The sequence below is a fragment of the Comamonas sp. CMM03 genome (assembly GCF_019218715.1).
Classification (GTDB): Bacteria; Pseudomonadota; Gammaproteobacteria; order Burkholderiales; family Burkholderiaceae_C; genus Comamonas; species Comamonas terrigena.
Window position 1 is genome coordinate 95,185 of sequence record NZ_JAHUXB010000001.1, and the last position, 13,404, is coordinate 108,588.

At 67.7% G+C, this 13,404-nt stretch carries 12 protein-coding genes; 4 read left to right on the forward strand and 8 right to left on the reverse strand.

Translation table 11 applies throughout. The features are described 5' to 3' along the window. Positions 1-269: 269 nt before the first annotated feature. The 5 genes from KW830_RS00425 to hemH all read right to left on the reverse strand — a co-directional run bounded on the left by KW830_RS00425 (position 270) and on the right by hemH (position 5,826). A complete protein-coding gene (locus tag KW830_RS00425) occupies positions 270-437 on the reverse strand; it encodes a hypothetical protein (RefSeq protein ID WP_218331540.1) in 168 nt (55 codons plus the stop codon). Between the two features lie 15 nt (positions 438-452). Further along, positions 453-1,550, reverse strand: a complete 1,098-nt coding sequence (locus KW830_RS00430) for a YeeE/YedE thiosulfate transporter family protein (protein WP_218331542.1) — start codon at positions 1,548-1,550, stop codon at positions 453-455. Positions 1,551-1,619: 69 nt separating this feature from the next. Beyond that, on the reverse strand, positions 1,620-2,564 hold the full coding sequence (locus KW830_RS00435; RefSeq protein WP_218331544.1) for a sulfurtransferase: 945 nt from the start codon (positions 2,562-2,564) through the stop codon (positions 1,620-1,622). Positions 2,565-2,819: 255 nt separating this feature from the next. Beyond that, on the reverse strand, positions 2,820-4,058 hold the full coding sequence (locus KW830_RS00440; protein ID WP_066533835.1) for an MFS transporter: 1,239 nt from the start codon (positions 4,056-4,058) through the stop codon (positions 2,820-2,822). Between the two features lie 592 nt (positions 4,059-4,650). Next, complete coding sequence (gene hemH / locus KW830_RS00445; protein ID WP_218331545.1) at positions 4,651-5,826, reverse strand: ferrochelatase; 1,176 nt, start codon at positions 5,824-5,826, stop codon at positions 4,651-4,653. Between the two features lie 204 nt (positions 5,827-6,030). Between hemH and KW830_RS00450 the strand changes: the two genes are divergently transcribed. The 3 genes from KW830_RS00450 to KW830_RS00460 all read left to right on the forward strand — a co-directional run bounded on the left by KW830_RS00450 (position 6,031) and on the right by KW830_RS00460 (position 7,889). Further along, a complete protein-coding gene (locus tag KW830_RS00450; protein ID WP_255578015.1) occupies positions 6,031-6,735 on the forward strand; it encodes an HAD family hydrolase in 705 nt (234 codons plus the stop codon). A gap of 68 nt (positions 6,736-6,803) precedes the next feature. Next, entirely contained in the window at positions 6,804-7,664 is an 861-nt protein-coding gene (locus KW830_RS00455) for a DUF2189 domain-containing protein (RefSeq protein WP_115594635.1), read from the forward strand. A gap of 12 nt (positions 7,665-7,676) precedes the next feature. Further along, positions 7,677-7,889 (forward strand): DUF2788 domain-containing protein, encoded by a 213-nt coding sequence (locus tag KW830_RS00460; protein WP_066533829.1) that lies wholly within the window; start codon positions 7,677-7,679, stop codon positions 7,887-7,889. A 146-nt stretch (positions 7,890-8,035) separates the two neighbouring features. Here the strand turns inward: KW830_RS00460 and KW830_RS00465 are convergent, their stop codons facing one another. The 3 genes from KW830_RS00465 to hpnD form a co-directional block, all read right to left on the reverse strand. Beyond that, a complete protein-coding gene (locus tag KW830_RS00465; RefSeq protein ID WP_218331547.1) occupies positions 8,036-9,046 on the reverse strand; it encodes a tripartite tricarboxylate transporter substrate binding protein in 1,011 nt (336 codons plus the stop codon). Between the two features lie 145 nt (positions 9,047-9,191). After that, complete coding sequence (gene hpnE / locus KW830_RS00470; protein ID WP_279999181.1) at positions 9,192-10,541, reverse strand: hydroxysqualene dehydroxylase HpnE; 1,350 nt, start codon at positions 10,539-10,541, stop codon at positions 9,192-9,194. Between the two features lie 16 nt (positions 10,542-10,557). After that, positions 10,558-11,397, reverse strand: coding sequence for a presqualene diphosphate synthase HpnD (gene hpnD, locus KW830_RS00475; protein ID WP_218331548.1), 840 nt, complete (start codon positions 11,395-11,397; stop codon positions 10,558-10,560). Positions 11,398-11,585: 188 nt separating this feature from the next. On the opposite strand from hpnD, the gene KW830_RS21450 reads away from it, so the two are divergent. Next, a complete protein-coding gene (locus tag KW830_RS21450) occupies positions 11,586-13,316 on the forward strand; it encodes a methyl-accepting chemotaxis protein (RefSeq protein ID WP_304516299.1) in 1,731 nt (576 codons plus the stop codon). The last annotated feature ends 88 nt before the right edge of the window (positions 13,317-13,404 follow it).

Here is a 13,404-nt window from a genome sequence, read left to right on the forward strand (position 1 = left end):
GGCTTTAAATTCCTTATGAGGCTGTCGATTGATGCTCCTGTTTTTGTAGTTTGCGGGTGCTATGTATTTGTCAGGATGCTGTCAGTATTTTGGCGATGCTGGCGCGAATCGGCGCTATTGGGTGCTGATCGGTGCGAATCCTTGCGCCTCGCTGCGCTTTCGTCCGTCTCTGCGCGCAGAGGACAAGGGTTCGCTCCGGCATAAAAAAACCGCCCACCTCGCAGCCGAGGGGGCGGTGTGTGCCGGCACGCCCCAGCGGGGCGCGTCTGTCAGTCCGGCATGGAGCAGTGGCCGCCTTGCACGGCCTGGCCGGAACCGGCTGCGATCAGTGGCGCTTCGAAGCGCAGGTCCACGGGCTTGGAATGGTGGTAGTCCCAGGCGATGAAGCCCAGCAGGACCACCCAGAAAGCGGTGCGCAGAATGGTTTTTTGCGTCATGGAGCAGTCCCTTGCTTAGAAGCCGAAGCGGCGGCGGATGCGCAGCCCGAAGATGGTGCCGGCAAACGCCAGCGGCACCCAGATCCAGCCGTGGATCGAGCCGGTGGAAATTCCGGAGAACATGGCGCCCACATTGCAGCCAAAGGCCAGGCGCGAGCTGTAACCCAGCACCAGGCCGGCGGTCAGGGCCACGGCCCACTGCGTGCCGGTCAGCGGCTTGGCAGATGCCGGCTTGCCCGCGCTGACCCACAGTGCGCCGGCCAGAATGCCGATGTTTGTGATGCTGGTCACATCCAGCAGCACCGTCTCCTGCAGGCGCGCGGCATTGCCGGGCTGGCTCCAGAACCAGTTGTGCGCCAGGTCCACCGCGCCGGTGGCGTTGGCCACCTTGGCGGCCCACAGGCCGAAGCCGTAGACCACGCCCCAGGGCTGGCCGGCAATCAGCAGGTTGGCTGTGGCCAGCAGGGCCAGCAGCACGGCGCCCACCACCCACTTGCGCACAAACAGCGGCTTGGGCGCAATGCCCGCCTGCAGGTTGCTGCGCTTGCAGTACAGGCTCACACCGGCTGCGACCAGTGCCAGACCGGCCAGCGTGGCGGCCAGGGCCGCATCCCAGCCCCAGACCGTGACCAGGCCCACGGGCGCGGCGCGGCCCAGGTCCAGCCACCAGCCCAGGTGCAGGCTGCCCAGAAAGCTGCCAATGGCAAACAGCGGCAGGATGGCCGTGTTCATGGGAATGCCCATGCCGGCCTTGTACAGCGTGCCGCTGCCGCAGCCGTCTGCAATCTGCATGCACAGGCCGAACACAAAAGCGCCCACCAGCAGGCTGATGCTGGGCGGGCCCAGGGCGGCGGTCAGTTCCGGAAAATGGCCCAGCAGTGGCATGGCCATGGCGGCCGCCAGCGCCAGCAGCAGCAACTGGCCGAAGACCCCGGAAGGGTCCTTGTCTTCGATCAGCATGCGCCAGCCGGTGGTGAAGCCGAAGCGCTTGCCGGCCAGCACGGCGCCCAGGCCGATGCCCACGGCAAACAGTGCGGCCTGGCGCAGGGACACGGTCCACAGCAGCCAGCCAAGAAAGAGGGCCATCAGAACGGCCAGGGGGAGTCGTTTCATAGAGTGTGGTTCTGGGAATCGGCAGTGCAGGGGCTGAAGCCGTGCACGGCTTCAGCGGGAAGTACGGGCTCAGTTCAGCTTTTTCTGCCACCACTGCTGGGTGGCGCGCAGCAGCTGCTCGCCACGGCCGGGCATGTTCTGCATCGGGGGCATGTCGGGCGACTGCGTCCAGTCCACCATCGATCCTGCGTACAGCTTCACATTCGGCAGGCCGGCCACTTCGCTCAGGCCGAACCAGTCGGTGGCCGCCCAGTGGCCGGTGTTGCAGAACGCCACGGCGTCTTGGCCCTCAGGGTGTTGGATGTGGGCAGCCACTTGCTTGGCCTTGGCGGTCTCCACGAAGGTGGAGGAACCGGGCACGAACCACTGGTTGAAGTCCAGCTGCACGGCACCGGGCAGGGTGCCGGCCAGCTTGGCGGCGGGCGCCTGGGTCTTGCCCTGGTAGAAGGCATCGGGGCGCGAATCCACCAGCACGGCGTTGCTCAGCTTCACATGCTGCTGCACATCGTCGCGCGTGGCCAGCCAGCGCGCATCGAAAGTGGGTGCATACGTGCTGGGGGCGACCTGCACGGCCGTGGTCGACGTGGGCAGCTTGGCCGCATCCCAGGCCTGCATGCCGCCGTTGACGATGGACAGCTCGGTCAGTCCCAGCGACTTGAGCGTCCAGTAGACCCGGGCCATGGCGCCGAAGTCGGTGGCGTCCTTGCCGGTGGAAACCACCACAGCGTGGGTGTGGGGCGTCAGGCCCAGCGACTGCACCAGTGCCACCAGCTTGGCCTGGTCGGGCAGCTCGCCCGGGTTGCTGGCCGGGCCGCGCCATTTGCCGTAGGGAGCGTTCACTGCGCCCGGAATGTGGGCGGCGTCAAAGCCCTTGGGTTCGCGGATGTCGATCACGCGCACTTGCGGGTCTTTCAGCAGGGGCTGCAGCGCAGCCGGTGTCAGCAGGGGCTGGGCGGCCAGGCTCCAGCCGGTGCTGCCCAGGGAGAGGGCCAGGGCAATCAGTTTGTGGTTCATGGCATCCGCCGCAGCGCGCGCAGGCAGCTGCGGATGGGAGTGGAAAGAGGCAGATATTGTCCGACCCCTGGGCCCAGGCTTCAACGCACCCTGCGTTTGATGCAGATGCAGCCAGGGCCATTGCGCAGGATCGGGCGGGCGGCGGGAGTGGGCACTTGCGGTGCAGGTACCCCCGGCCGTGTGGCGCAACGGTGCTGCAACTTCCCCTTGCAGCATGGCCGTGACGGGGGAGGGGAGTTGCAGCGCCTCAGCGGGTCATTGCAGGGCCTGGCCCTTGAGCTCGGGGATCAGCCACACCGTGGCCACCATGTCGATCACATACAGCGCCGCCAGCAGCGCAATCGCCACCTGGAAGCCGTAGCCCATGGCCAGCGCACCCACCACCACGGGGCCGAAACCGCCCACGGCACGGCCGATGTTGAACAGCACATTCTGCGCGGTGGCGCGGGCTTCCGTGGGATAGGCCTCGCTCATCACGGCGCCGTAGCCGCCCATCATGCCGTTGACGAACAGGCCCAGCACGGCGCCGGCCCACAGCATGGCCGTGGGATCGGACAGCTGGGCGTACAGCACCACCATGACGACGGAGCCCAGCTGGAAGAGCAGAAAGCTGGGCTTGCGGCCGATGCGGTCGGCCAGCTGGCCGAAGACCCAGATGCCGACCATCATCCCGACGATGGTGACGGCCGTCCACATGGCGGACTTGGTCAGGCTGAAACCCAGCTGCTTGGACAGAAAGCTGGGCATCCAGATCATGATGCCGTAGTAGCCAAAGTTCTGGACCGAAGTGAGCACAATCACACCCAGGCTGGTCTTGGTGGTGGCCCTGTCCTTGACCAGCAGCTTGAAGGCGGCAAACCGCTGGCCCTTGGCGGGAGCGGGCTTGCGCACAAAGGCCTCGGGCTCGTGCAGCTTGTTGCGGATCACCCAGGCCACGATGGCCGGAATCACCCCCACCAGGAACATGCCGCGCCAGCCGATTACCGGCAGCAGCAGCGGGGTCAGCAAGGCCGCGGCCAGCACGCCCACCTGCCAGCCCAGGGCCACATAGGACGAGACGCGCGCACGGTGGCGTGCCGGCCAGGCTTCGGCGGCCAGCGCCATGCCGATGCCGAATTCGCCGCCCAGGCCGATGCCGGCGATGGTGCGGTAAATCAGCAGGTCCCAGTAGCCCTGCGCCAGGGCGCACAGGCCGGTGAACACGGCGAACAGCATGATGGTCCAGGTCAGCACGCGGATGCGGCCGTAGCGGTCGGACAGCGCGCCAAAGAAGATGCCGCCGGCCACGGCGCCGATCAGCGTCCAGGTGACCAGCGAGCCGGCCTGGCCGGGTGTCAGCTGCAGATCGGCCGAGATGGCGCTGAGCATGAAGCCCAGGATCAGCAGATCGAAGCCGTCCATGGCATAGCCAACGGCGGAGCCGGCCAGGGCCTTCCAGCTGTAGCCGTTGATTTCGGTGGGCTGGCCGGTGCCAGCAGGGGAGACTGCGTTCATGGGGTGTCGTTGTCCTTGTGTTGTGGCATGAATGCGTTTTCACCGCCCGCCGCAGCCGCCCGCGCACGGCAAAGCCGCGGCAGGCGCCAATGGACAGGTAGGGAAAGGGCGTGGTGCAGGGGGCGGCGCATGCGCGGCCCTCACAAAAAGCAGCTGCTCCCGGACACGGCCGGGCAGGTTCACAGGGGCGGGTTGGTGGGGAACAGGCCACGCAGCGGTGGCAGCCTGCGCGCTGCGGCGCAGACAGTGCACGGGCAGGGACCGCCCTGGTCCTGTGCCGGCAGGCCATGGCCGACTTGCGTGCACAGAGGGCACGGACCAAGCGATGGTTGCGGGCGCGATTCTGGCAGGCCGGGCGCAGCCCTGCAGGCGGCGCAGGCGGCACCGCTACGCCGCAGGAGGACATGCCGCAGCGGGGCTGCGCGCGGCGCCATTCCGTGGCAGTGCACATGCGCACGGCCGTGCCGCGGTGGTGGGCGGCCCTGTGGGCGGCAATGAAAACAGCCCTTGTCCGGTGGGCAAGGGCTGTGGCTTTGGGAGCGGCAGGGCGCGCTAGGCTAGGGTGGTACGGGGCGGGTGCCCCGCGATCGCATCAGGCCTCGGTGGACGGCTGGGCAGACGACGGTGCCACGGGCGTGGTGGGCGCAGCCTGTGCGGTCTCGGCGTCAGCGCTGTGCTCGGCCGCAGGGGCAGCGGCCGGTGCGGGCGCGGGCTCCTGCACGGGGGCCGTGTAGGGCTGCACCGGCCAGCCGGCGGTATGGCGCAGCGTGAGCGTGCGCAGCGCGTCGATCCAGTGCGGCGTGTCGTTCAGGCAGGGAATGAAGTGGAACTGCTTGCCGCCGGCCTGCAGATAGGCATGGCGTGCTTCCTGGCCGATTTCTTCCAGCGTCTCGAGGCAGTCGCTGGTGAAGCCGGGGCAGATCACGTCCACGCCCTGGATGCCGGCCTGGGCCAGCGCCACCAGCGATGGCTCGGTATAGGGCTCCAGCCACTTGGCCTTGCCGAAGCGGGACTGGAAGGTCACGGTGAAACGTTCCTGCGGCAGCCCCAGACACTCGGCCAGCAGGCGGGCGGTTTCCAGGCATTCGGACTGGTAGGGGTCACCCAGGTCGCGGGTGCGTTCGGGCACGCCGTGAAAGCTCATCACCAGGTGGCGGCCCATGCCATGGGCCTGCCAGTGCTGCACCACGCGCTGGGCCAGGGCCTGGATATAGCCTGGGTCGTTGTGGTAGCGGTGCACAAAGCGCAGCTCGGGAATGTGGCGCTGGGTCTTGGCCCAGTCGTACACCGCGTCACAGACGCTGGCCGTCGTGGTGCCGGAGTACTGCGGGTACAGCGGCAGAATCAGGATGCGCGTGGCGCCCTGGGCCTTGAGGGCATCGAGCTGCTTGGCAATGGACGGCTTGCCATAGCGCATGGCAAAGCCCACCAGCACGTCGTAGCCGGCGCCCTGCATCCACTCCTGCAGGATCTCGGCCTGGCGGCGCGTCCAGTGCAGCAGGGGCGAACCCAGCTCCGTATCCCAGACGGTGGCGTACTTGGCGGCCGACTCCTTGGGGCGCTTGCGCAGGATGATCCCGTGCAGGATCAGCTTCCAGATCGGCTTGGGAATTTCCACCACGCGGTCATCGGACAGAAATTCAGCCAGATAGCGTTGCACCGCCGAGGGGGTCGGGGCGTCGGGGGTGCCGAGGTTGCACAGCAGCACGGCCAGACGTTCGGGCTGTCCTGCGGGCAAGGTGGGTTCAGGTGCAAAGCGTGAGGGCATGGCCCCGATTGTGGCAAATCCTGAGGGCCTGTCGGACAAGCTTGTCCATGCAGCCGGGCAGGAGGCCGGGTCTTGTGACATATGCTGACACATCAGCACGCCTGGAAGCCTCCTGGAACCCTTCTGAATGCCGCTCCGGCGCCCCGCAGGGGCGGCCGTTGGCACCCGCACACCGGCCGCATGGCTGCAGTATGCTCCGCGGCTATGCTGGACTCTCGACACATTCGCGCCGTCACCCTGGATCTGGACGACACCCTGTGGCCCGTGTGGCCGGCCATTGCCCGCGCCGAAGCCGTGCTGCTGGAATGGTTGGCCACGCATGCGCCGCGCACGGCCGCCATGCTCGGCACCACCGAGGCGGTGCGTGCCATCCGCCTGCAGGTGGAGCGCGAACGCCCCGATCTGCGCCACGACCTCAGCGGTCTGCGCCGCGAATCCATCCGCCAGGCGCTGGGCCATGCCGGCGAAGACACTGCGCTGGCGGAGCCCGCCTTCGATCTGTTCTTTGCCCATCGCCAGAAGGTGGATCTGTACGACGACGCGCTGCCGGCACTGGAATTCCTGTCCGCACGCTGGCCGGTGATCGCCCTGTCCAACGGCAACGCCAATGTGCACACCATCGGCCTGGGCCGGTACTTCCAGGCCAGCCTGAATGTGGGCAGCACCGGCTTTGCCAAGCCGGACGTGCGCATGTTCCATGCGGCGGCGCAGGCGGCGGGCGTGGCGCCCGAGCAGGTGCTGCACGTGGGCGACGACGCCCACCTGGACGCTGTGGGCGCCCTGGGTGCGGGTATGCACGCGGTCTGGCTCAATCGCAAGGGCGTAGACTGGCCTGCACAGGGGCCGGCCCCCCACGCCACGGTGGACAGCCTGCACAGCTTGTGCCGCTTGCTGGAGCAGGGCAGCTAACACCCGTTCCCCGCCGTGCGTGGGCCCGGGCGGCCTCTGTGGTGTGCCACTCCACAGGAACAATGCCTATGCCCGGTATCCTGACACCCACAGCCACCGTGGACCTGCCCACGGTGCGCTCCATCAGCATGCTCACCCCGCTGGAATGGCTGGCGCTGGGCTGGAAAGACATCTGTCGCGCGCCCTGGCTTAGCCTGGCACATGGCGTTTTCTTGACTTTGGTCGGGTTGGCCATTTTGGCGCTGGGGCACAATCGCTTCTGGTTGATGGCCGGGGCGCTGTCCGGTTTCCTGATCGTGGGGCCGGTGGTCGCCACCAGCCTGTATGCCATCAGCCGCGCGCTGGAGCGTGGGGAAGCCGTGTCCTGGCAGACGGTGCGCAGCACCTGGTCGCGCTGGCAAAGCGGGCGGGGCAGCCAGGCCGGAGGCTACTGGTGCCTGGTGCGCTTTGGCCTGCTGCTGGCGCTGGCGGCTACGGGCTGGGTGGTGGTGTCGGCTTCGCTGATCACGGTGCTCTCGCCGGTGCGCATTGCCACGCCGATGGACTTTCTGCAGCAGGTAGTGCTGGCGCCCGACGGCCGCTTGTTCACCCTGTGGCTGGGCCTGGGCAGCGTGCTGGCAGCGCCGATCTTTGCGTCCAGCGTGGTGGCCATGCCGCTGCTGCTGGACCGGCGCATCGGCGTGTTCCAGGCGGTGCTGACCAGCTGGCTGGTGGTGGTGGAAAACCCGGTCGCCATGGCGTGGTGGGCGGGTCTGATTTTGTTGTTTACCCTGTTGGGGCTGGGATCGCTGCTGATCGGACTGGTGCTGGTCATGCCGATGCTGGGACATGCCAGCTGGCATGCCTACCGCGCTCTGGTGGACGCCTCCGCGTTTGAAGCACGCGGGCCGTCAGCCGCCGAGGAGGAGGGCCGCAGCAGGGGTTTGTAGAAGAAGAACGTTGTGATCTTTGGCTATACGGAAGAGCAGCTGGCGCATTTTTTCCTCACCTACGGGGTGGGCGCCTTCATCGCCTTCATGGTGTTCATCATCTGGAAACTGGCGCGCGACTCCAAGGCGGGCAAGTTCGGCACGTTCGTGATCTTTCTGGGCCTGGGCGTGGGCTTTGTCGGCTACCTGGCCAAGATCGTCATCCAGTGGTGGATGGAACGCTGACGCTGAAACGGCCGCCTCCGCCGCTGGCCGTGCTCCCCGGCAATGGCCTGCCCGGCATCGGGCACCTCTGATTCCCCGGTTTCCTTGCATGGCGCCCTCACCCCCTGCTTCTCCCGGGGTGGGAGTGCGCCAGCACTGTCTCCGTCTCAGTCCGGCTTGACCTGGGCGCGCAGCAGCACCTGTTTCCAGCGGGCCTGCTCGGTGGCGATGAAGCGGGCAAACTCGGCGGGGGAGCTGCCAATCGGATCGGCGGCATCGCCCTGCAGGCGCTTGAGCGCATCGGGTGCCTGCACGGCCTTTTTGCATTCGGCGGCCAGGCGCTCCACATGGCCGGCCTGCAGGTTGGCCGGTGCCAGCATGCCGTACCACTGCGTCATCTCGAAACCGGGAAAGCCTTGCTCGGCCACGGTGGGTACATCGGGCAGCTGGGCCAGGCGCTTGGTCGAACCGGTGGCAATGCAACGCACCTTGCCGCTCTTGATGAAGGGCAGCAGGGCCGACGCGCCCACCGACGCCGCATCCAGCCGGCCGGACAGCAGGTCGGTCATCATCGGGCCGGTGCCCTTGTAGGGTACATGCAGCATGAACAGATTGGCGGTCATCTTCAGGTACTCGAACGCCAGATGGCCGGCGCTGCCGTTGCCGGCCGAGCCATAGCTGAACTTGCCCGGGTTGGCGCGCACATAGGCCACGAACTCCTTCAGGTTTTTGGCCGGCACATCCGGATGCACCACGTACAGGCTGGGCACCTTCGCCAGCAGGCTGACGGGCTGGAAGTCCTTGTTCGGGTCGTAGGGCAGCTTGGGAAAGATGTAGGGGTTCACCGCCAGCGTGCCAATGTGGCCCAGGACCACGGTGTGCTGGTCATCGGCGCGCGCCACTTCCTGCATGGCAATGTTGCCGGCGGCCCCGGGCTTGTTTTCCACATACACGCTCTGGCCCAGGCTCTTGCTCAGCTCGGCGGCGGTGGAGCGGGCCACGATTTCCGAGCTGCCGCCCGGCGCAAACGGCACCACGAAGCGGATGGACTTGGTCGGCCAGTTGGCCTGGGCATGCAGGTCGGGCAAGGTGGCGGCCAGACCCAGGGCGCTGCCGCTTTGCAGCAGTTGGCGGCGGGTGAGGGACGGGATGGTGGGCAAGGTGGGCAGCAAGGCCATGGGGGCAGTCTCCAGCAAAGCGCCGCATCCGGGCGCACAGCAGCGATCTTGGCGCGGAAAGCTGTCAATCCGCTGTGCCGGCAGATCGGGAGATACCCGGTGCTGCAGTGCAACGCAGGCTGAACTCCCCCGCCCGCTCGCAAGCTCAGAAAGCCTGGGCCACTTCCAGTCCGCTGCGCACAGCACCTTCCAGCGTCGCAGGGTAGGGGCCTTCCACATAATCGCCGCAGGCCCACAGGAGCGGCGCTACATGGGCCGCAGGGCGCTGCACATCGGGTGTGCAGGCAAACGTGGCGCGCTTTTCCACCACGGTACGCAGTGCTTCCAGGCCCGGCAGACCCAGTTGTTGGCGCGCCTGCGCCAGGGTCTGGGCCTGCAGCGTGACGCGGTCCACCGGCAGCGCGTCGCTGGCGCTGATGACCAGGGCCATCAGTCCCGCCGGCCCGCCCAATTGCCCCCGGTCGAAGGCGAACTGGGCCGGGGCCCCGGGCCCGCTGCGCAGCGCCACCATGGGCGCCGGCAGGCCGCTGCCGGCGGGGCATTGGGCATAGACCGTGGCAATGGCAGTGTGCGGCAGGGCGTCGGCCAGGCCCGCCCAGTGCTCGCAGGCGCTGCGGGTGTCGTGCAAGGCGGATGCAGCGGTCAGCGCCAGGCGGGCGGCTTCGGCGCTGGTGGTGGCCAGCAGCACGCCGTCAAACGCCTCGCCGTCCACCTGCCAGCCGCTTTGGGCATCGCGCCCCCGGGGCTGCAGGCTGTGCACGCGCTGGCCCAGGTGCAAGGTGGCGCCCTGCGCTATCAGCCACCGGGCGGCGGTGGTGGGGAACAGCGTGCCCAGGTCGGTGCGCGCCAGCAGCAGGTTCGATCCGCCCCGGCCGGCAAACAGGCTGTCGTGCAGCACGCGCAGAAACACCACACCGCTGGCCTGCGCCGCCGGCAGGTTCAGCGCCGAAATGCACAGCGGATCGATGAAGTCCTGCAGCAGCCGCTGGGGCAGGCCCTGGCACAGGTCGGCCACGGTGGCATGGGCGTTGCAGCGGAAATGGCTGCGCTTCCAGTGCGCAGCGCGTGCCAGCAGGGCGTATTTGTCGCGCCATGACCAGCCCCGGGCGCGGGCAATGCCCAGGGCCGCGTCCCAGGGCGGGGGCAGATCGGGCAGTTGCAGGCCGTGGCCATGGGCATCGCGCAGGTCCAGCGGCAGGCGCAGCAGGGACTGCTCCACATCGACCCCCACGGTGCGCATCAGCGCCAGGCTGTCGGTGTAGGCCCCAATCAGGATGTGCTGGCCGTTGTCCACGGTCAGCGGCAGGCCTTGCAGGTCCTGCACCACCAGGGCGCGGGCCCGGCCGCCCCAGTGGCGGGCGGTCTCCCACAGGCTCACCTGGTGGCCGCGCTGCACCAGGGATACGGCGGCGGCCATGCCGGCCCAGCCACCGCCGACCACGGCGATACGCCGGGGCGCCGTGTGCAGGGAATGGGGGGCGGGCGCAGCGGCCACGGGTGCGGCCACCGGCTTACATGCGGCCCAGGGCCTGCATCTTCCAGGCCAGCCACAGCTTGCGCAGCGGCGTCAGCGCAATGCGCTGGTGCAGCACCTGGAAGTTGTCCGCCTCGATCTCGCGCAGCAGCGTGCGGTAGATACTGGCCATCATCAGGCCGGGCTTCTGCGCACGGCGGTCGGCATCGGGCAGCAGCGCAAAGGCTTCGTCGTACAGCTGGTGGGCGCGGGCCGCCTGAAAGCGCATCAGTGCGGTGAAGCGGTCGGAATACTCGCGCTTGGTGATCTCGTGCGCCTTCACATCGAACTGCTGCAGCTCGCTGATGGGCAGGTAGATGCGGCCGCGCAGCGCGTCCTCGCCCACATCACGGATGATGTTGGTCAGCTGGAAGGCCAGGCCCAGCTTGTGCGCGTACTGGGTGGTGGCGTCGCTGGTCTGGCCGAAGATGCGTGCCGCCACCTCGCCCACGATGCCGGCCACCAGGTGGCAGTAGCGCTGCAGGCCGGGGTAGTCCAGGTAGCGGGTCTGCTCGAGGTCCATCTCGCAGCCTTCGATCACGGCCAGCAGGTGGCGCGGCTCGATGCCGAACTCCTGGACATGCGGCATCAGTGCCTGCATGCTGGGGTGGCTGGGCTGGCCGGCAAAGGCCTGGGCCACTTCCTTGCGCCACCAGGCGAGCTTGGTCGCAGCGACACCGGCATCGTGCACCTCGTCCACCACATCGTCCACCTCGCGGCAAAAGCCATAGAACGCCGTGATGGCGGCGCGGCGCGGCGCCGGCAGAAACATGAAGGCGTAGTAGAAGCTGCTTCCCGAGGAAGCGGCTTTTTGCTGGACGTACTGTTCCGGTGTCATAGGGGCGGCATTGTCCCATGCCCGGATGGCATTGCCGTTGGGCGGCCAAAGCTTTCGTCGCTTGATGTGCATCAAGCGGGCTGCAGATGCTGTGTGCAGGCCCTAGGGAAAGCGCGGAAGACCTCCTAGGATGTCCTGATAGCAACAAGTTGATACAGGGAACGATCCGCATGTGGAGCTTCAATGCATTGAAGTTGACCCAACGCTACACCTTGGTGTTTGTGGCTTATTGGGTTTCATTGATTGCCGTGATTGGCATGAGTTGGTTTGGATTGCTGTCCGCGCGCGACAGCCTGCGCAATCTGCACGACCAGTCGCTGCAGCGCATCTTGCTGGCCGATGCCATGACCGAAAGCGCGCTGCAAAGCCGTGCGCAGCTGCTGCTGGCCTACCAGCATGCCCCCGACAGCCCGCTGGCCGCCCTGCACGACCACCCGGTGAGTGCCCACCTGGACACGGTGCGCGAAAGCCTGGAGCGCGGCGCCACGGTGCAAAAGGAGTTGCGTGCGCTGACCGATGACCCCCAGGACCTGGCCATGCTGGACGAGGTGGTGAAGGTTGACCAGGCCTGGTCCGCCCAACTGACCGACTACGTGCGCGGCATGGGTGCCGGGGATTTCTCGCCCGATCTGATGGCCCGCTTCCTGGCCACCGGCCGTGAGCAGGGCGAAATGCTGGTGGGCCTGGTGGGGGCCTTCAAGGGCCTGCAGGTGAGCAAGGCCGATATCGCCTACCAGGAAGCCGAGCAGCACTACCACGTAGGCATTCTGGTGTTCATCGCCGCCATCGTGCTGGGGGGCGTGCCGGCCACGCTGCTGTCGATATCGCTGCTGCGCCGCATGCGCCAGGGCTTCCAGCAGGCCCAGGCTTCGGCACAGTCCATTGCCAAGGGGGATCTGTCGCAGCAGGTGCGTGCCAGCGGCAAGGATGAAATCTCCGACCTGCTGGGCCACATGGAAGACATGCGCGCCCACCTGCACCAGATCATTGCCCAGGTGCGTAGCGGGGCCGACGCCATTGCCGGCGCATCCACCCAGGTGGCGGCCGGCACCCAGGACCTGTCCAGCCGCACCGAGCAGCAGGCCGCCTCGCTGGAGCAGACGGCGGCGGCCACCGAACAGCTGTCCAGCACCGTGCAGCACAACGCCGACAGCGCCGTGCGTGCCAGCGAACTGGCCTCCACCGCCACCGATGTGGCCCAGCGCGGCGGAGCCATGGTGGGCCAGGTGGTGCAGACCATGGAAGACATCAACACCTCCTCGCGCAAGATCGAGGACATCATTGCCGTGATCGACGGCATTGCCTTCCAGACCAACATCCTGGCGCTGAACGCCGCGGTGGAAGCCGCCCGTGCGGGCGAGCAGGGCCGGGGCTTTGCGGTGGTGGCCGGCGAAGTGCGGTCGCTGGCCGGGCGCAGCGCCGAAGCGGCCAAGGAAGTGAAGGCGCTGATCACCGCCTCGGTGGACCGGGTGCGTGTGGGCAGCGAGCAGGTGCACCGCACCGGCGCCACCATGCAGGACATCGTCAGCGGCATCCAGCGTGTGGCCGACATCGTGGGCGAGATTGCCGAAGCCAGCCGCGAACAGTCGCGCGGGCTGGAACAGATCAACCTGGCCGTGGCCAATCTGGACGATGTGACGCAGCAGAACGCGGCGCTGGTCGAGGAGACATCGGCCGCTTCCTCTTCGCTCCAGGAGCAGGCGCGCCAGCTGGCCGGCATGGCCGCCAAGTTCGTGCTGCAAGGCGGCGCGGTGGGCTATGCTCGCCCGGCAGTAGATGCCGGCCCGCGCGGCCCGGCCAGTCTGGGCGGTGGTGGTGGCGGTCAGTCGGTGGCAGCCCCGCGCAGCCAGCCCCAGCCCCAGCCCCAGCCGCGGGCGGCGGCGCCGTCTTCCGCCAAGGCGCCGGCGGCCCTGGTGTAAGGGCTGCGGCAAGCTCCCTCCAGCCCCGCCCTGTGCGGGGCTTTTTTTGCGGCTTTCGGCGCTCAGGCAGCGCCGGTCATACAAAAAA

What these genes read in the sequence shown, in the direction of transcription:
- KW830_RS00465 (WP_218331547.1), bottom strand. Translation starts at nt 9,046, where the DNA reads ATGGCCTTGCTGCCCACCTTGCCCACCATCCCGTCCCTCACCCGCCGC.
- KW830_RS00450 (WP_255578015.1), top strand. Translation starts at nt 6,031, where the DNA reads ATGCTGGACTCTCGACACATTCGCGCCGTCACCCTGGATCTGGACGAC.
- hemH (WP_218331545.1), bottom strand. Translation starts at nt 5,826, where the DNA reads ATGCCCTCACGCTTTGCACCTGAACCCACCTTGCCCGCAGGACAGCCC.
- KW830_RS00440 (WP_066533835.1), bottom strand. Translation starts at nt 4,058, where the DNA reads ATGAACGCAGTCTCCCCTGCTGGCACCGGCCAGCCCACCGAAATCAAC.
- KW830_RS00435 (WP_218331544.1), bottom strand. Translation starts at nt 2,564, where the DNA reads ATGAACCACAAACTGATTGCCCTGGCCCTCTCCCTGGGCAGCACCGGC.
- KW830_RS00425 (WP_218331540.1), bottom strand. Translation starts at nt 437, where the DNA reads ATGACGCAAAAAACCATTCTGCGCACCGCTTTCTGGGTGGTCCTGCTG.
- hpnD (WP_218331548.1), bottom strand. Translation starts at nt 11,397, where the DNA reads ATGACACCGGAACAGTACGTCCAGCAAAAAGCCGCTTCCTCGGGAAGC.
- KW830_RS00430 (WP_218331542.1), bottom strand. Translation starts at nt 1,550, where the DNA reads ATGAAACGACTCCCCCTGGCCGTTCTGATGGCCCTCTTTCTTGGCTGG.
- KW830_RS00455 (WP_115594635.1), top strand. Translation starts at nt 6,804, where the DNA reads ATGCCCGGTATCCTGACACCCACAGCCACCGTGGACCTGCCCACGGTG.